Raw genomic sequence first — 19,067 nt, 5'->3', positions numbered from 1 at the left:
AATAGAATCTCAAATCCCCATCTTCATACAGGAAGAGGGCTTTATCAATAACTCTATGCCAAACAGCCGGAAAAAGAGGTTTACAACCTCTCTCTCCGGCTGTCTTTCTAATCCTAATTATCAAACCTTCTGCGGAACCTCCGACACCGTCACACCTTTGACCGATTCGGCTTGTTTTTTCGTTAAAACGATGTTCAAGACAATCGCCGTAATCGAGCCGGATACGATGCCGTTTTGCAGCAGCATTTTGGCAAAGCTCGGTAGTTGGTCGAACATTTGGGGCAGCACGGCAGAGCCGAGGCCCACCGCAATGCTGCATGCCGCGATCAGCAGATTGCTTTCCTTCCGCAAGTCCACTTCTGACAAAATAGACATGCCCGATGCAGCAACCGAACCGAACATAACGATCATCGCCCCGCCCAGCACAGCATTAGGAATCACTGTCGTCAAGGCAGCCAGTTTGGGCAGCAAACCAAGAACAACCATGATACCACCCGCAGCAAAAATAACGTTCCGCGATTTGACGCGTGTCAGCGAAATCAGACCTACATTTTGCGAAAAGGCTGTGTAAGGAAACGCATTAAAAATACCCCCGAGCATAATCGCAAGTCCTTCTGAGCGCAGACCATTGACGATCTGCTTCTGCTCCACCTTCTGATCAATCGCCTTGCCTACCGCCAAATAAACGCCCGTAGACTCGACCATGCTGACAATATTAACAATAATCATCGTACATACTGCCATAATGCTAAACTCAGGCTTACCAAAATAAAACGGCTGCGCAACACTTACCCAAGACGCTTGCGCCACTGGAGCAAAATGCACCATTCCCATCGCATAAGCGACCACCGTACCCGCAAACAGACCAATGAGCACCGAAATCGAACGCAAAAAGCCTTTTGCCAACCGATTGACAAGCAAAATAACCAGCAAAGTAACTAACGCCAGCAGCAAATTACGCGGCTGTCCAAAATCCGCGCTTCCCTGACCCCCTGCTACATTATTCATCGCCACCGGAATGAGGGATAGACCGATAATCGTAACAACCGACCCCGTAACCACTGTCGGGAAAAAGCGTAGCAGCTTGCCATACAGCGGTGCCGCGAGCACCACGAATATACCGGATAAAATAATGGCTCCGTACGCGGTCGCCAAATTCGAGGTCGACGCAATCGCAATAATCGGCCCCACCGCCGTAAACGTACAGCCCAGAATGACAGGCAATCTACTGCCGAAAAACCGCGTGCCCATAATCTGTAATAACGTAGCAATCCCGCAAGTGAACAAATCGGCAGCCACCAGATAGGCCATCTGGGCTGGTGTCAGATGCAATGCTCCCCCTACAATGAGAGGTACGGCAATCGCTCCAGCGTACATCGCCATCACATGCTGGAAGCCCAGCGCGAATAACTTTTGTTTGCTTAACATCCCACATTCTCCTTAACAGAAGGAATCACCGTATCATCTTCTTCTATAAAATGAACCTCGCCAGGTGCCATCGAAGCGATACGTGCAAGAGAACGCACAGCAATGCCTCTTTGCTCCAGCAGTCCACGGCCTTCCTGAAAGCTCTTTTCAATCACGCAGCCAACCCCGGCCAGCTCCGCTCCTGCTTCCTTCACAATATCCGTAAGTCCGACCAATGCTGCGCCGGTCGCCAGAAAATCATCCACGATCAGCACATGGTCGCTGGCATCGAGATATTTTTGGGAAATGCTCACCCGATAGGTTTCCTGCCGTGTAAACGAGTGAACTTCAGCGAAGTATACCTGCTCATTCAGCGTGATTGCCTTCTTTTTCTTCGCATAAATGAACGGAACCCCCAATGCAATAGCAGTGGCCATGGCAAACTGAATACCGCTTGCTTCAATCGTAAGCACCTTCGTAATGGGAGCACTGCTAAAAAGACGTGCAAACTCCTTACCAATCTCCAGCGCCAATGCTGTATCCACCTGATGATTCAAAAATGAATCTACCTTTAATACCGTGTCGGATAAAATCTGTCCCTCTTGACGAATACGTTCCTCTAAAGCTTTCATTATGCGGGTATCGCTCCTTCTGACTTTAAAATAGAATAAAAACGGCCAAAACCAAAAAAAGGACAGGCTCCCTTGAGTTGTTTCTCAAGTGAAGCCTGTCCTTGGGGTTGTAATCCCTGACGGATTGGCGCACAAATAAATGCCCGCATTCATCCGAAGCCGATGCGCTATCACTCATAGTCAGACGATTACAGTGGTCGTCCGGTAGAAACTTTTGGGCCATATCCCCAATATTATACGAGTCATATGAAATTGATATCTTGTATACTACACCCTCTGGCGGGCGGTTTCAAGGCTATTTTTCATACAAACAGCGGCACTTGAAGAACATTCCACGATTCGAACGTTACAAAACAGCGTACCCCTCCGGTTAAGGTACATATATTGTAGAAAACAGATATTAAAACACGCAAAACCACACAAAACAACATTATATTTTATTTATAATTTTAAAAACAAAAATAAAACCATAAATTATATTTCCGTTTGTGTTGACTACACAGATAAACGGAAGTAGTATGGAGTTAGTTAAGAAATAAAAGGAGATTGGTTATGGATAACTATCTCGCTGTTGATATTGGAGCTTCAAGCGGAAGGTTCGTGCACGCAACCCTGCAAGATGGCCGTCTTCACTTGCAAGAGCTTCATCGGTTCAACAACTCCTTTACCGAAAGAGACGGACATGATTACTGGAATGTCGACGATCTGCTGAATGAGATTATTAAGGGACTGCAAAAAGCGAAACAAAAAGGGATTCATTCCTGTACGCTCGGCATCGATACATGGGCTGTAGATTATGTACTGCTTAATAAGGAAGGCCACCGCATTCATGAGATATACGCTTACCGGGATGCACGCACCCTTCATGCACCCGACAAGCTGCACCAGCTTATCAGCCGGGAAGACGTATATGAGAAAACAGGCATTCAGGAACTGAACTTTAATACACTGTATCAACTGTACGTTCATGATCGGGAACAGCTTGCCCAGGCGGATAAAATATTGATGGTACCCGATTATTTGTACTATCGCCTTTCAGGCATCATGGTCAATGAAACGACAAACGCATCTACCATGCAGCTTCTAAATGTGAACACCCGAGAGTTTGATGAGGACCTGCTGTCCCTGCTCCAGCTTCGGCGCAATCAATTTTCGGGGCTTGCTGAGCCAGGCCAGATGTTAGGTGCTATTTTGCCGGAGCTTGTTCAGAAGTACGATCTTCCAGACTGCCAATTCATCCTCGTGCCTACGCATGATACAGCTTCGGCGGTTGCGGGTGTTCCATCACGACGGGAAGCATCGTGGGCTTATATTAGCAGCGGAACGTGGTCGCTACTGGGCATGGAACGAACCCAAGCCTTGAATACCAAGGCAGCCATGCAGGCGAACTACACCAATGAGTGGGGCGCTTACGGCACATACCGTTTTCTGAAAAACATTATGGGCCTATGGATGATTCAGGAGGTAAGAAAAGAGGGCGGTTCCACTCATAGCTTTGCCGAATTGGCCCAACTGGCTTCGGCAGAAACGCCGTTTGCCAGTCTCGTTCTCTGCAACCTGCCCGCATTTTTAAACCCGGATAGCATGACCCTTGAAATTCAACGGTTCTGCGAGGAAACGGGGCAGCCCATTCCCCGGACACCGGGTTCGCTCGCCCGTTGTATTTTCGACAGCCTGGCCTTAAGCTACCGGGATGCCTTACATGAATTACAGCGTTTAACAGACGAAACCATTACCCAATTGCACATTGTCGGCGGAGGCGCTAACAACGAATTACTGTGTCAGCTAACAGCCGATCTTTTGGGGATTGAGATTCACGCAGGCCCTTCCGAATCTACGGCCATCGGTAATATTGTCGTGCAGCTCATCAGTACCGGCGCTCTTGACGATCTCCAAGCTGCTGGCAACGTCATTGCCCAATCCTTCCCGACCCAGTTATATCAGCCGAGGTCGGTGAATGGACTGGAAGGGCTTCTGGATCGCTGGGAGAGTCTCAAGAAGCAACCAGCATCCTCTATTCAGATATCTCGATAAAGGAGTAAAACCATGAATCAAGCCATTGAAGCCAGTTATAACGAAGCGAAAAAGCTGTATGCCCGCCACGGTATTCAGGTGGATGACGTTTTACAGAAGCTTTCAGAGATCAAAATATCATTACACTGCTGGCAGGGAGATGATGTTCAGGGCTTCCTGTTCAAAGACAAACAGCTTAGCGGGGGCATCGCTGTAACGGGCAGCTACCCAGGCAGAGCAGGCACGCCGGATGAGCTGCGTCAGGATCTAGAAAAGGCCCTATCGCTCATTCCGGGTCAACACAAGGTCAATCTGCACGCGATCTATGCGGATACTACAGAACAAGTAGATCTGGATCAATTGGAGCCGCGCCATTTTCAGAACTGGGTAGACTGGGCCAAACAGCAGGGACTCGGACTTGATTTTAACCCCACACTGTTCTCCCACTCCAAAGCGGAAGACGGCTTCACACTGAGCCACAAGGACCCGGAAATTCGCAACTTCTGGATCACACACTGCAAAAAATCGCGCAGGATTGCAGAGCATTTTGGAAAAGAGCTCGGTCAGCCATGTGTTACCAACCACTGGATGCCGGATGGTTACAAGGATACCCCGATTGACCGCTTGGCTCCAAGAGAACGCCTGCGGGATTCTCTGGACGAGATTTTCAGCGAAAAAATCAGTGAAGAATACAACATAGACGCGGTTGAAAGCAAGCTGTTCGGCATCGGTTCGGAAAGCTATGTCGTCGGTTCACATGAGTTCTATATGGGCTACGCCCTGACGCGAGGTAAATCCATTTGTCTCGATTCCGGCCACTTCCATCCGACCGAAGTCATTTCGAATAAACTGTCTTCCGTGCTGATGTTCACCGATCAATTACTGCTCCATGTCAGCAGACCCGTCCGTTGGGACAGCGATCATGTGGTGACGATGGACGACGAATTGCTCGACATTGCCCGTGAGCTGGTTCGCGGAGATTTACTTTCCCGAACACATATCGGCCTTGATTTCTTTGACGGCAGCATCAATCATGTGGCTGCATGGGTCATCGGAACACGCAACACGATCAAAGCGCTGCTTCGCGCTATGCTCGAACCGATTGAAGCATTAAAGCGGGCGGAAGAGGAACGGGACTTCACCACTCGCCTTGCCCTGGTCGAAGAGTTTAAATCGTATCCGTTTGGTGCCGTATGGGATTACTATTGCGCTAAAAACGGCGTTCCCGTTCGTGAGGAATGGCTGACCGAAGTGAAGAACTATGAACAGCACATACTATTAAAACGGTAACTACTGCATTGATAAGCTTATATGTATATCATCCAAAGGGAGAGATCATCCATGACTACTGTGTTGGAGAATCAAAAAGAACGGAAATCAGAACTGGATATTCCATTCGTCCGCGAGATGGCGGAAATTACGCAAAACATGTGGAAATTCGGCTGGGATGAACGCAACGGTGGGAATGTCAGTTATATTCTGGATGAAGCAGAGGTTGCCAAATATCTTGATATTCATCAAGTCATTCGGACAATTAAGCCTGCTTTTCCAGTGAATGAGCTGGCTGGAAAATATTTTATCGTCACTGGATCAGGTAAATATTTTAAGAACGTCCTTGCCGATCCGGAAGCCAATTTAGGTGTCCTTCGTGTCTCGCAGGATGGCGAGCAATTGGAGGTCTTATGGGGCCTCAAGCATGACGCGGTACCTACCAGCGAATTGCCGTCTCATTTTATGAGCCACATTGAGCGCTTGAAGGTCGATCCTAACCATCGTGTTGTGATTCATAATCATGCCACCCATGTTATTGCCATGACCTTCATTCATAGTCTGGACGAAAACAAATTCACCAAAACGCTGTGGGAAATGTGTACCGAATGTATTGTTGTCTTTCCAGACGGAATCGGCGTAATCCCTTGGATGGTACCGGGTTCCAGCGAAATCGGCCGCGAAACGGCAAAAAAAATGAAGGATCATCACGCCGTATTATGGCCTCATCACGGCATTTTCGGAACAGGCAGCTCCATTGATGAAGCGTTTGGCCTGATTGAAACGATTGAAAAAGCGGCGCAAATTTATATGCTCATTGCACAGCATGATATCCAGCAGCAGATTACGGATCAGGAATTGGCGGATCTGGCTAAAGCCTTTAACGTTACTCCAAAAGAAGGAATCCTGAACGTATAAACATAGGCTGACCTCATAGCTCACAACCCAAAATGCTCCACGGCTCGTCTCAAACCAGCCATGGAGCCTTTGTCATGCCTAAGGGATATCACGCTTTATGCTGCTCTCTATATTCATTCGGAGTTACGCCGAAATAGTCTTTGAATTTGCGGTAAAAAAAGCTCAAATTATCATAGCCAATGTCCGCCGCAATATGATACACGGGTGTATCTGTATTGGAAAGAAGGAGCGAGGAACGCGTCATTCGGTGGATCAAAATCAATTGTTTAAACGATCGTCCGGTCGATTTTTTAAGCAGCGCACTCAGGTAGTTCGGGTGGAAATTAAAGTGCTCTGCTGTAGAAGCAAGCGTACACGTTTGGAAGTTCTCTTCCAGGTAGTGAAGAATCTCAATGACGGATGGATGGGAAGACGATTTGGCATGCTTCTGGTTCGTATCAAATTGGAATACGCGCAATAGTTCAGAAAAGATCAAAACCATATAACAGTCGATCATCTCTTCAGAACACAGGGATTGATCATAATATTCACACAGAAGTTCCCGCATAAACAAACCGAGCTTTCTGCTGTTTTCAGAATGAAAAATAATGTATCTGTTATGCGTCTGATTATCCGAAATCGCATTCACCAGAAAATCCGTAATCATGCTGTGACCGGACAAGCGGCTTAGAAAAGAAGTGGAGAAATACTCTCTGCTCATTGAAATGTTCACGATAATATCATTCTCACCTGTCGCCAAAATCGCATGCGGCGCTCCGGCATCCACAATACAAATTCGGCCCTCCGTTAATGTCACCGTCTGATCGTTGATGATCTGTGTACACTGCCCCGAATAGACATAATTCATTTCAATATCATTGTGGATATGCATAGGAACCTCAGCAAATCGACTGTGCTTTGTAATCTTGATTTTGCCGCCCTCCAAATAAAACACAAACACTTTTTGACCGTTATATTCAATCTGTCTAATGCTGTTATATTTCTCGGACAGATACGGATGTTCTCGATAGGCTTCCTCACTTGCCGTCAATTCACGCAGCTTGCGATCCAATTCATCATGTTCCATTAGCCCCATCACCCCTCCTTTTATTATAACCTTAAGTTTGGACAGTCAACAACTTGTGTTTCGGTATTAATAACCCTAAATAAAAGCGTTATCATATAAGTATAGAAAAAGAAGTTCTCATTTATATCTAAAATATTACAATGCACATAAAAGTACACTATTAAGAATTTTATTCGGAAAAATCGTAATACTCCACAAAAAAATTATAAATATTCCGGGGGGATATCCATGAAAAATCCAATATAGCCTAAATAAGATATTCCATCGGTGGCTCTCCTTTTTTATGACCTGATCCTAATTCCTGCTTGGTTCTCAGACCTTTCAACGCTATAATAGGCATCAAACCAACAGGAAAGGTACGTGAAACGAATGCTGCGATTCAATGCGATACGTACGGGCTATCTGCTGGGCATCTCACTGGTACTGGCCGCGATTATTTATTTTTTCGCCTCCAATTGGGGCGGACTGGATCGGACGGTCAAAATTGTGCTGGCTGCTGCGCTTATCGTGCTGTTCTATGGCTTGTCCTTTGTATTTGCACGTATACGCGCTATTCCCGGTCAGCAAGCCTTTCTGTCGAATATATTTCTGGTGGCTGGCTGTATAGCCTTTGGCGTTTCCGTGGCGTTGCTCGGTCAAATTTACAATTCCCATGCGGACAGCTACGGATTGTTTTTAATTTGGTCGATTCCGGCTCTGTTACTTAGCTGGATCACCCGCTACAATCCTTTTTATATGCTGTCTTTTGTACTGATTCATTTCGGTTTGTGGCTTTATTTTTACCCTACGATGCAAAGTACGTCTTATAGCGAACTGGAATCGTTGTCCATTGCCGGAGTGTTCGCACTGGTCAATCTGGTGTTGTTTCTATTGACGTTCCTTCATCGTATACATTCTGGACCGCTGAAATATATGAGCTTTATCGTTTTCCATATAGCCGTGCTGACGATGACTAACTCTTTTGCACTGGATGAATATGGTCTCATTATGAACATACCCTGTATCGCTGTAATCGCTATTGGATTTTATGTGTTTACCAAGGTCCGACTGAGTAAAACGCTGCTCACCTTGAATGCATTGGCGACCTCCGCTTTTGCTGTCTTTAAATTTATCGAGCTGGCGGAAGCGTACTCTTCATCGCTGTTCTTTGTCTTTGGGTTGATTTTTGTGGCGCTGCTGTTGACGGGTAATGTATGGTTTTTCCGTTGTTTGAATCGTTTGGGGAAAACACCGGCGGAAGCTGAGGAAATATCCAACGAGGACAAAGAGGACATCGCAAAATCCAATACGGAGACAACGGGCATCAGTACATCAAAGACTGAGACAACCGTTCCCGAGGAACGTAGCAGTGAATGGATCAGCAAAACCGTATCCCGCGTGATCAAAGTGGTTGGAGTGCTGATTGGAAGTATATCCCTGATCGGACTGATTAACATTAGCACGAATGTAAACCACACCGAATATGTACTGTTGGGTGTGTCGTTGCTGCTTATGATTTCGATGATTGTCATTCCGGAATCCAAGCTGGATTCTGTAATACGTTATACCCTGTTGACGATCAGTTATATTACAGGCTGGGTGGCCATTTTATGGTCAGATCAGACGTTGCTTTCGGCATTATTTCTGATCGTTTCCATCGCCGGATGGTTTCGCTCCAAGGGGAAAAGGCAGCTCTTTTTTACCTATACCTTTGTAAACCTGAATCTGGCGACCATTCTTTTTCAGCAGCTTCAGGAGTGGGATTCTTGGAACTGGACCTATGAGTTCATCATCTTCTCTCTTTTCATCGCCAATGCTGTGTTATATGGGATAAGCTACTTTATACTCAAGACGGAGTTAAAAGAACACCTCCGGGATAGCTCCTTATTTTTCAGCTTGCTGTTTATGTTATGGGCGACCTTTTTTGAGGATGTCATTCCACACTCTTATGTGCTGATTAACATTTTTTATTTTGTTATCGTTACAGGTATGGTCTTTGCCTTCATCCGACTAAAACAAAAATCGGCGGCCTTCACAAGCGTAGTGTTCTGGTTTATTTTTATTGGCTTCAAATACTATGATTTGTTGTGGACGCTACTGTATAAGTCCTTTACGCTGGCGCTGCTGGGTGTCATTGCACTCGGAATTACGTGGTGGGCGGATCGGCGGATGGCCCATAGCGGCAAGACAGCGTTTGATGCCGACCACCGCAGCTTTAGCTTCATGCGCTTAAGTCCGCTCCTGATTGCCATAGTCATCGTGCTACAGCTCGGGGTAATCGGCTATCAGACTGTGAGAAGTGAAACCCTGCTTGCCACAGGCGCTTCCATCAAGCTCAAACTAGCCCCTGTAGACCCGCGCTCCCTGTTACAAGGCGATTATGTCATGCTGAATTACGATATCTCTACCCCTTTTTCGCAGGACCATTGGAACCGGGGCAAGGTTAAAGTCGTTCTCACGCCTGGCTCCCAGGGAGTATACATCGCGGACCGCCTGTATCAGGAAGGCGAAAAGCTGGCTGATCATGAGGTCATTCTGAATGGGCAATGGGATGGTTCACGTATTCAGTACGGTATTGAGAATTATTTCATCCCCGAGGGAACCGGGCGTAATGTTGAACAGAACGCTCATTATGCCTACATTCGGGTAAGCCAGAACGGAGATGCGTTGCTGGAACAACTGTCAGACAGCTAACCGGAGATCGTGTATCAAGTGGGATGCTGTCACGCTGTTGTACGTCACTCCTGCATGATACAAAGACTATTTGTCATTACAAAAACAGGCTGAACCAAGCCCTCCATTGCTGGAGAACCACTTGGTTCAGCCTGTTTACTTTTATAGTACAGTGGAAGAACGCCCCTTATGAATTGCCTTCTTCATCCTTCGTTCAGCCCCGCCTATGCGCCTCTCGACCATGCCACAATTCCTTGGATATCCTCCGGCTGAGTCCGGCAACAACCGCCAATCAGACGGGCTCCTGCTTCATACCATTGGCGAGCACTCTGCCCGAACGTCTCTGTACAACTCGTACCGTGCCATGTCTTGGTAACCGGATCATATTCCTCCCCCAGATTGGGATACACCACCACAGGCTTATCCGTATAACTGCGCATTTCGTGGATGAGCGATGGAATGTACTGCGGCAAAGTACAATTAATACCTATAGCAGCCACTTGCTCGTGTTTATCCAGCCATTCAGCGCACGCGGCGGCAGACTCCCCATTGCTGATGTGCTGCCCATCCTTTGCACTAAAGCTGATCCAGGCATACGTGCCGGGAAATTCCTTTAGCAATCGCGCGATGGCCTTGGCTTCGACCAGACATGGTATTGTTTCACAGGCCAAAATGTCCGCGCCCGCCTCGATCAGCGCTTTCATACGCGGCCTGTGGAACTCCACAAGCTGTTCCTCGCTCAGCGTATAATCACCGCGATATTCTGAGCCATCCGCCAAAAACGCGCCGTAGGGGCCAACGGAGGCCGCAACCAGCGGTTTGGGACGATGCTGTTGTTTTGCACCAGCCGTAATATCTGCCCAAAATTCATCCCGTGCCTGTACGGCAATCCGTACTGAGGACTGAATCAACTCCAGCGCTTCATTTTCGCTTAAACCCCGTTTGACGTAGCCTTCAAAGGTAGCCTGATAGCTCGCAGTGATCGCGCAGTCTGCACCCGCTTCAAAATAGTCTCTATGCACACGCTTGATCGACTCCGGATGCTCATGGAGTATTTTAGCCGACCATAAGCTATCGTTCAGATCATGCCCATGACGCTCCAGCTCGGTCGCCATTGCGCCGTCCAGCACGATCACCGGAAATTCGTCCAGTATATGTTGTATCGGATTCATGTGGACCCTCCTGCTCGTCTTTTCTATTTAACCCACTAATTAAGTTGGGTTTAGTGATTTATATTATAGCATGTATGTTGATGAGTACCTCTCATTTGCCCATCTGATGTAACGTATAAATTTTTTAAATTAGTTTCATAAGTTAAATTAATTAGATATTGTTCTTTTTTTCACAAAGTCATTTTACTATAAAGGTGCAAACCAACCACTTTGGCCAAAAGATCAGGGAATTGCATAGTCACTTTTGTGAAAAAAGGTACAAGAGAGGGTTTTATCTATGTCTTTACTACAAATGATTACATCGACCATAACAGATAATAATATTCTCAGTTCCATCGCTTCCACCGTTTTTATTATCCTTCTTGGTTTCTTTTGCCGCAAGAAGGGAATTTTTACAGCACAAGTAGGAAAGCTGCTGTCCAAGGTTGTTTTAACCGTGGCTTTACCAGCGCTAGCCTTTAACTCTTTCATGCAGGATATTAATCCTACAATATTAAAGCAAGGCATGAATGTTTTAATATGGGGAATTTTAATTTATATTATTCTCATTTTTATTTCAAAACCTTTCTTCCTGAGCTACAACAAAGATAAACAGGATGTTCTGCGGGTATTAACTATTTTCGGTTCTACTACTTTTTTCGGAATTCCAATTGTTGCGGCAATCTACGGTCCTACCGGAGTTATGTACAGTTCCATTTTTAACATAGGCTACCGCATTTTCTTATACTCCTATGGCTATATCAAAATGAGCGGCTTAAAAATGGAGCTTAAAAATCTCAAAACCATGTTTTTAAATCCGATCGTTATCGCCACTTTTCTAGGCTTGTTTGTTTGGTTGTTTCAGGGTTATTTGCCACAGATGAGCGTAGCTACAGAGGATGGGGCCATTCAGCAATTCGCTTTTCTAAGAATTGATCAAACCGCTGTCTGGTTGTTTAAGCCCATGACCTACCTTGCTGGGCTAGCTTCACCATTAGCCTGGTTATCGATTGGCTCTACATTGGGTGAGATCAGCTTCAAGTCGGCAGCTACTGACAAGACCTCTTGGTATTACAGCATAGTTAAGGTTTGGCTTGTACCCATTGTTAACATCGTTTTGCTGGCTTTGTTAACTGTATCCCATATTCTGTCGGTCGATACTGTCGCTTTATCTACTATTGTCATTATGATGGCTACTCCTACAGCTACCGTAGCCGCAGCCTATGCCATCAGTTTCGATAAGGAAGCCATATTGACTTCCAATGCATCGCTTCTATCAACTATAACTTCTGTCGTCATGATTCCAGTTTGGATTATTACGCTAAATATCATTGATAAAATTGGCATTTTCTAAATTAGGGGGAAAACAACATGTTAAAAATAATTTGCTACGGCGTCCGTTCTTATGAGAAACCATATTTCCATGACCTCAATAAATATAACTTTCAACTAACGCTGGTAGAAGAGCTGCTAACTTCCGGCAATGCGGAATTGGCACAGCATCATGATGCCGTTTTGTTAAGAGGAAACTGCGCTGCGAATCGAGAGAATCTCACGAAATTCAAGGAATACGGCATTCAATATGTTTTCACCAGAACGGTCGGAATCAACCACATTGATTTGGATGCCTGCAGCGAATTCGGAATGAAGGTGGCACGTGTGCCATCCTACTCTCCGAATGCCATTGCGGAGCTCTCCTTAACTTTGGCAATGATGCTGTTCCGACACACCGCTTATATGACTACCAAAAGCTCGTTCAAAAATTTTATTGTGGATGAGCATACATTCAGCAAAGAGATCCATAACTGTAAAGTTGGGATTATCGGGGTCGGTCGCATTGGTCTGACGGAGGCCAAATTGTTTAAAGGATTAGGAGCTTCTGTTATTGGCTATGATGTGTACCAATCTGACGCAGCCAAGGAAGTCATTCCATTCACAACTTTAGATGAGCTATTGGCAGAGAGTGATATCGTCAGTGTGCATGTTCCTTATCTGCCGGGACAGAACGACAAGATGATTAACGCCAGCTTTTTAGCAAAAATGAAAAAGGGATCTATTCTTATCAATACTTCTCGTGGAGAATTACAAGATAACCAAGCCATTTTGGACGCTTTGCTCAGCAATCATCTGGAAGGCTTCGCTACGGATGTCTTCCCTAAAGAAGATGAATTATTTTTCAGAGCATTTGATCCATGGCAAATGCTCCCGGACCCAACGATCCAGAAGCTTGTGGAGCTGTATCCAAGAGTTTTGGTAACGCCTCATGCTGGCTCGAATACCGTTACGGCGTTATCCAACATGATTGAAACTAGCTACGACAACTTCCATGATTTTATTACAACCCAATCTTCGGACAATCTGGTCCCGCTCCCTGTTCTTTCTATGAAATAATTAGAAAGCTCGACACTCTTGTTGGACAAAAAAAGAACCGCTATTTCCAGATTACAATGGAAATGGCGGTTCTTTTACATCAGGGTTCAACTGATAGAGCATTAGCGGCCTTCCAACCTTGTGGTATTCTATCGATTCAATCAAGAAGCCATCGTCCACCAGGAACTGAATATATTTTTTCACCGTAATACGGGACAAGTCCACTTCTCTGGCTAACGTTTCAACCGAGAATGGACCGTCCAGCTCTTGGATGCTCTTCAGTATCGTGGTCATGGTCAGTTTGGACAGGTTTTTGGATAGATTTTTGGGAAGATTCTTGGTTAGGTTTTCAGAAGGTTCTTTCTTCTCCATATCCATATGCTCTTCTTTATTAAAATAATGATCAATGACTGCTTGATTAATTCCGTTCCCTTCCTCCATCACCGTGGCCAGACGCTGGATTTTCTCAACAGCCAACTTAAAGCGTTCGAATGTAAAGGGTTTAATTAAATAGTCTGCAACTCCATAAAATACAGCTTCCTTCACCGTTTGAATGTCTTTTGCAGCCGTAATTAAAATAACCGACGCATGATACTGATGCTCCTGCATATGTGATAATAAAGTTAGTCCGCTTTTGCCAGGTAAATAAACGTCCAGCAATACCAGATCCGGCGTCCATTTTTGAAGACAATCCTGTGCTTTATTTACAGTATCCGCCTTACATACAACGTCTAAATTGTCCATGCGCTCAATAAACTGTTGATTGAGCTCAGCAACCATCGGATCATCCTCAACAATCAGAACCTTCATTTATTTGTCACCTCCAATGTACAGGGCAACTCTACATATATACTTGTTCCCAGACCCGGTTGGCTATCAAGCTCAATGATTCCTTGATGATTTTCCACCATGGTTTTAACCAGATTCAAGCCGTAGCCTCTATCTTCTCCTTTGGTTGAGAAGCCATGCTCAAATATTCTTTTTTGCATTTCAAAATCAATCCCCATACCATTATCTTTCACTTTTAGAATGAATACATTTCCCTCAGACTCATAGTTCAATTTCAACTCAATTCTACCAGGTTGTTTTTTTTGTAAAATCGAGTCTATGGCGTTGTCAAAAAAATTGCCCAGAATGTGTATGACATCATGAACGATGTCCTGCATTTCCACATTAGAGACATTCGAGCTTTCTTCAAGAAGAACCGAAATATTCTGCTCGCGTGCTTCGTTGATTTTACCCATAATAAAACCTGCTAATGCCGGAACTTTAATTCTCTCGGTCAGAAAGCCTACCTCATTTTGATACCGGTGATTTAGCTGCTGAATATACTGACTGACCTCCGCATATTGCCTCATCTCAATCAGCCCGGATATTACGTGCATTTTGTTCATAAACTCATGAGTCTGTCCGCGAAGAGAGTTAATATAATATTTTGTACCACTTAACTGGTTGCTAAGATGAATCATCTCGGATTGGTCGCGCAGCGTTGCAACTGCCCCAAAAAACTCATTTTCAATATATATAGGCGTTACTGTCGCAATGACTTCTATACCATTCACATAAAATGAGCGATCCTTGATTTTCTTTTTATCATCAAACACTCTCTTGAAGAGCACGTTATAAAAGTTGGTATCTAGCTGCTCGCCAATCGGGGCTTTCATGTCTTGGTTTGCCAGTTGATACTTAGCCTGAGCTTCTTTGTTCATGAGCATAATTTTCTTGTCTGCCGAAATGGCTATAATTCCTTCAGCGACCTCATTTTCAATAATTTCTTTTTCACGTAATCGTGCTGCTATCTCTTGCGGCTCAAGCCCAAATAAAATCGTTTTGATCTTTTGAGCCAGGAAGATGGCACCCAGAACTCCACTAAAGAGCCCAAGCATCAGTCCTCCAAAAATAGTATACTGCGCCTGCATCAGATCATAATTCAGGGTTCTCATGGTCAGTCCTACACATACAATGCCAATGACCTCATTCTGTTTATTAAATATCGGCGCAAAATATCGGTAGCCTGAGCCCAAAATACCTATATTTTCAGAAAAATGCCCCTGACCGGACAGCGTTCTTCTGGCATCATTCAAATCAGAGAACGGTTTGCCAATCATCGTTGCATTCGGATGGGATAGTCGAATTAAATCGCGGTTCAGAATGACAACAAAATCTACATTAACGTCATTCATCACTCTTAGCGAATAGTCCTGAATCTGCTTCACAGGAACTCCCTGCTCGACATTTCGAATAACATCGCTATCACTTGCAATCACCTTGGCAATACCCGAAAGTTTTTCCTTCGTATTATCAAAATGCTTGTTAATCACAAAATTACGAATGAGAAGCAAGGAAATAATTAAGGAAATAATGATAACTAAAACAACTAAAATAATAATCATGAACTGTAGCGAAACTTTGAATTGTCGCCTCGGTTTCGACTTACCTTTTAACCGCAACCCCATCACCTAGCTTCTTTCTCAAGCTCTCCATTGGGAAGAAAGCATGTCTTCTGCTCCTCTAATCCCTTGTTATTCGACACTGTTTGACAAATTCCTCCTTCATCTGCAAGCTCTAAAAAAACCCCACGACAACAAACGCAGCCTCCATCTGAAATAGTTGAAGCTTGGCTATTTCAGTAAAATAAATAAAACCGGCTTGTCTTTAAAAGACAAGTCGGTTTTATATGAATTAGTGTATGCAAAAAGGTTCCAAATTCACAAAATTCCCCGTATCTCATCCAATGACTGCACCTTTTCCCGCTGCATCCATTGTTCAAGACCGTAGACCAGCTCAGCTCCTGCGTGCAAGTGGACAAAATTGTACGTCCCCACCTGAATCGCAGCCGCTCCTGCCATCGTAAATTCGATAATATCCTCCACCGAGCTAATGCCGCCCATTCCGATCACCGGAATGGATACCGCCTGCGCCACCTGATGAACCATGCGCAAGGCAATCGGCTTGATCGCCGGGCCGGAAAGACCTGCATACGTATTTGCGAAGACACTGCGTCGCCGACGTATATCAATTTTCATCGCAGAAAATGTATTGATCAGTGAAACACCGTCCGCGCCTTCTTCCTCGCACATCACCGCCATCTGCGTGATGTTCTCTGCATTTGGAGACAGCTTGACGACCAGCGGAAGCGCCGTTACGTTGCGCACCTGCCGCACGACGTCCCGCGCCACCTCCGTCTGGATGCCGAATTGCATTCCGCCCTGCTTGACGTTGGGACAGGAAATGTTCAGTTCCAGCATATCGACGCCTCTGCGATTCATCGTGCGTCGTTTTTGCGCATTTTCCGTAATCATGGCTACGGCCTGAACGTACTCCTCCAGATTGGAGCCACCCACATTAGCAATTACAGCCGTATTCCAGCGTGTCATGTCATCCAGCTCATCCTTCAAAAAGGCCGCAACACCCGGATTTTCCAGTCCCACACTATTGAGCATACCGGATGCTGTTTCATGTATTCGTGATCCGGTATTGCCAGCCTTCGGATGAAGGGTTAAACCCTTGCCGACGATGCCCCCCAACAGTTCAGGAGAGTAAAATTCCGCATACTCACGCCCGAACCCAAATGTACCGGATGCCATGATGACCGGATTCTTGAACGGTACGCCTGCAATATTACACGCCATGGAGATCATCAAAATCCACCTCCTCTACCGGGAATACAGGCCCTTCCTTACAAACCCTCTTATTACCTCCATGGGTATGCATGGTACAGCCCAAACACGCGCCAATACCACAGGCCATGTGTCTTTCTGTTGATATATATAACTGGGACGACGTGCCAGCTGTTTTCATCGCGAGCGCTTGTAACATTGGAGTCGGCCCGCAGGAAAACATATTCGCATAGAGAGCCGGATCGACCTGCTCGACGATGCTTCCCCCTACCTTGACCTGCACAGATGCCGTCACAGCTTCGAATGCCTCAACCCCGAAGGCTTGCTGCGCAAACCCCAGATAAACGTGCGCATGGGGGTAATGCTTCGCAGCCAGCAGCAATGGAGCCGTGCCCATTCCACCGCCAATTAAAGCCAAGCTTCCCTCTACCTGCGGAAAACCATTGCCGAAAGGCCCTTCCAACTGAATCTCCTGCCCCGGCTGTAGCTGGGAAAACAGGCTTGTCCCCTCTCCAACAACCCGGTATAAAAAGGAAATGCTCTCTTCTCCGATATCATAAATGCTAATGGGTCTAGGTAGCAGTGGGTAACTCATCCCGCTGCGCAGCATGTAGAACTGGCCCATTTCCCCTTTAAAGGTTCCCTCTATTTTCATCACATAGATGCCCGGAACGAGCGCCACATTCGAAATTATGTTAGTCATATAACCCCTCCACTAACCACTCACTATAACGTAAAAACAGCAATGATTACGTGACTATTTTCACATTTATAGAACCTTCCTCAATAATCCAGGCATAAAAAAGCGTACTCCTGTTGAAGAGTACGCTTCTGTATTAACTAATCGCTTCGCGTTCCGGATTGCGACTATCTTTTGCATCCTTGCGGATTTGCTTGCTGCGCAACTGTCCGCAAGCCGCGTCAATGTCGACTCCATGCTCCAGCCGAACACTACAGCTAATGCCTTGTTTTTTCAGAACATCATAGAAGCCAGTAATCGACTCCGACTCACTCCGTTGGTATTGGCTATGCTCATCCACCGGATTGTATGGAATCAGGTTTACATTTGCCAAATTGCGGCGGTGGCCTACCAACTCAGCCAACTCCAGCGCATGCTCCTTGGTATCGTTAACATCCTTTAACAAAATATACTCCAGCGTAATCCGACGATTTGTTTTGTCCAAATAATAATCAATCGCCTGCATCAGCTTCTCAATCGGAATCGCCCGATTAATCTTCATAATGCGGGTACGAGTCTCATTATTCGGCGCATGAAGGGAAATCGCCAGATTGACATGCAGATCGGAATCGGCAAATTCAATAATTTTATCGGCAAGTCCGCTCGTAGAAACCGTAATATGACGCGGGCCAATCGCCAGCCCTTTATGATCCTTAATGACCCGGATAAAGTCGGACAGGTTCACGAAGTTGTCAAACGGCTCACCAATCCCCATCACAACGACGTGACTGACCCGGTCTCCCGGACGTTCCTGATCCAGATACAACTGCACCTTCATAATCTGCTCGACGATTTCACCGCTGGACAGGTCACGGCTCTTCTTCAACAGCCCGCTCGCGCAAAAGCTGCATCCGATGTTACAGCCCACCTGCGTTGTCACACATACCGATAGCCCAAACTTGTGCCGCATCAATACTGTTTCAATCAAATTACCATCCTGAAGACGGAACAAGAATTTGACCGTCCCATCCGCCGACTGCTGCTTCACATGCTCTTCCAATGTTTCAATCGGAAAATGTTCTGCCAACAGGCGGGTACAATTTTCATGAACCTCCGTCATCGCAGCAAAATCGGTGATCCGTTTCCGGTAAAGTGCGTCCCATACCTGCAACGCCCGGGATTTCTTATGTCCATGCTCGATGAGCCATGCTGTCAACTGATCTAGTGTTAATCCATAAATGGATTCTTTTTTCATGTTCGGTCCTCTTTTCAAAACGTTAAAATTCGTCT

Annotated in this window: 15 protein-coding genes and 1 riboswitch; of the genes, 6 read left to right on the top strand and 9 right to left on the bottom strand. The window is 45.7% G+C overall.

The genetic code is table 11. The features are described from left to right. Nucleotides 1-120: 120 nt before the first annotated feature. Together L696_RS0125970 and L696_RS0125965 are read right to left on the bottom strand one after the other, a co-directional pair. Nucleotides 121-1,428 (bottom strand): nucleobase:cation symporter-2 family protein, encoded by a 1,308-nt coding sequence (locus L696_RS0125970; protein WP_025686240.1) that lies wholly within the window; start codon nt 1,426-1,428, stop codon nt 121-123. Continuing rightward, nucleotides 1,422-2,039, bottom strand: a complete 618-nt coding sequence (locus L696_RS0125965; protein ID WP_025686239.1) for a xanthine phosphoribosyltransferase — start codon at nt 2,037-2,039, stop codon at nt 1,422-1,424. Before L696_RS0125965 ends, L696_RS0125970 begins: the two co-directional genes overlap by 7 nt. A gap of 157 nt (nt 2,040-2,196) precedes the next feature. Next, a riboswitch (purine riboswitch) is annotated at nt 2,197-2,300 on the bottom strand. A gap of 291 nt (nt 2,301-2,591) precedes the next feature. Here L696_RS0125965 and rhaB point away from each other — a divergent pair. The 3 genes from rhaB to rhaD are packed head-to-tail and all read left to right on the top strand — an operon-like array spanning nt 2,592 to nt 6,239. Continuing rightward, nucleotides 2,592-4,073, top strand: a complete 1,482-nt coding sequence (rhaB, locus tag L696_RS0125960; protein WP_025686238.1) for a rhamnulokinase — start codon at nt 2,592-2,594, stop codon at nt 4,071-4,073. Nucleotides 4,074-4,085: 12 nt separating this feature from the next. Continuing rightward, nucleotides 4,086-5,342, top strand: a complete 1,257-nt coding sequence (gene rhaA / locus L696_RS0125955) for an L-rhamnose isomerase (protein WP_025686237.1) — start codon at nt 4,086-4,088, stop codon at nt 5,340-5,342. Nucleotides 5,343-5,393: 51 nt separating this feature from the next. Next, nucleotides 5,394-6,239, top strand: a complete 846-nt coding sequence (gene rhaD, locus L696_RS0125950) for a rhamnulose-1-phosphate aldolase (RefSeq protein ID WP_025686236.1) — start codon at nt 5,394-5,396, stop codon at nt 6,237-6,239. A gap of 88 nt (nt 6,240-6,327) precedes the next feature. On the opposite strand, the gene L696_RS0125945 is transcribed toward rhaD, so the two are convergent. Beyond that, nucleotides 6,328-7,305, bottom strand: coding sequence for an AraC family transcriptional regulator (locus tag L696_RS0125945; RefSeq protein ID WP_025686235.1), 978 nt, complete (start codon nt 7,303-7,305; stop codon nt 6,328-6,330). Between the two features lie 369 nt (nt 7,306-7,674). On the opposite strand from L696_RS0125945, the gene L696_RS0125940 reads away from it, so the two are divergent. Beyond that, nucleotides 7,675-9,978, top strand: coding sequence for a GDYXXLXY domain-containing protein (locus tag L696_RS0125940; RefSeq protein ID WP_025686234.1), 2,304 nt, complete (start codon nt 7,675-7,677; stop codon nt 9,976-9,978). 203 nt (nt 9,979-10,181) lie between these two features. On the opposite strand, the gene mmuM is transcribed toward L696_RS0125940, so the two are convergent. Further along, complete coding sequence (gene mmuM / locus L696_RS0125935; protein WP_025686233.1) at nt 10,182-11,129, bottom strand: homocysteine S-methyltransferase; 948 nt, start codon at nt 11,127-11,129, stop codon at nt 10,182-10,184. Nucleotides 11,130-11,406: 277 nt separating this feature from the next. Here mmuM and L696_RS0125930 point away from each other — a divergent pair, with 277 nt between their 5' ends. Both L696_RS0125930 and L696_RS0125925 read left to right on the top strand, forming a co-directional pair. Then, a complete protein-coding gene (locus tag L696_RS0125930; RefSeq protein ID WP_025686232.1) occupies nt 11,407-12,462 on the top strand; it encodes an AEC family transporter in 1,056 nt (351 codons plus the stop codon). A gap of 17 nt (nt 12,463-12,479) precedes the next feature. Further along, the gene (locus L696_RS0125925) at nt 12,480-13,499 is read left to right on the top strand and encodes a 2-hydroxyacid dehydrogenase (RefSeq protein WP_025686231.1); all 1,020 of its coding nucleotides are present in this window, start codon (nt 12,480-12,482) and stop codon (nt 13,497-13,499) included. Between the two features lie 51 nt (nt 13,500-13,550). On the opposite strand, the gene L696_RS0125920 is transcribed toward L696_RS0125925, so the two are convergent. From L696_RS0125920 to rlmN, 5 genes are all read right to left on the bottom strand, one after another. Continuing rightward, complete coding sequence (locus L696_RS0125920) at nt 13,551-14,288, bottom strand: response regulator (RefSeq protein WP_025686230.1); 738 nt, start codon at nt 14,286-14,288, stop codon at nt 13,551-13,553. Further along, nucleotides 14,285-15,934, bottom strand: coding sequence for an ATP-binding protein (locus L696_RS0125915; protein ID WP_155985475.1), 1,650 nt, complete (start codon nt 15,932-15,934; stop codon nt 14,285-14,287). The genes L696_RS0125920 and L696_RS0125915 overlap by 4 nt, the downstream gene beginning before the upstream one ends. 252 nt (nt 15,935-16,186) lie before the next feature. Further along, the gene (locus tag L696_RS0125910; protein ID WP_025686228.1) at nt 16,187-17,119 is read right to left on the bottom strand and encodes a dihydroorotate dehydrogenase; all 933 of its coding nucleotides are present in this window, start codon (nt 17,117-17,119) and stop codon (nt 16,187-16,189) included. After that, the gene (locus tag L696_RS0125905; protein WP_025686227.1) at nt 17,100-17,801 is read right to left on the bottom strand and encodes a dihydroorotate dehydrogenase electron transfer subunit; all 702 of its coding nucleotides are present in this window, start codon (nt 17,799-17,801) and stop codon (nt 17,100-17,102) included. Before L696_RS0125905 ends, L696_RS0125910 begins: the two co-directional genes overlap by 20 nt. 133 nt (nt 17,802-17,934) lie before the next feature. Then, on the bottom strand, nt 17,935-19,032 hold the full coding sequence (gene rlmN, locus L696_RS0125900; protein WP_025686226.1) for a dual-specificity RNA methyltransferase RlmN: 1,098 nt from the start codon (nt 19,030-19,032) through the stop codon (nt 17,935-17,937). Between the last annotated feature and the right edge of the window lie 35 nt (nt 19,033-19,067).

It is taken from the genome of Paenibacillus maysiensis (genome assembly GCF_000520815.1).
GTDB classification, from domain to species: Bacteria; Bacillota; Bacilli; order Paenibacillales; family Paenibacillaceae; genus Paenibacillus; species Paenibacillus maysiensis.
This window is presented reverse-complemented; position numbering and strand designations above follow the sequence as displayed.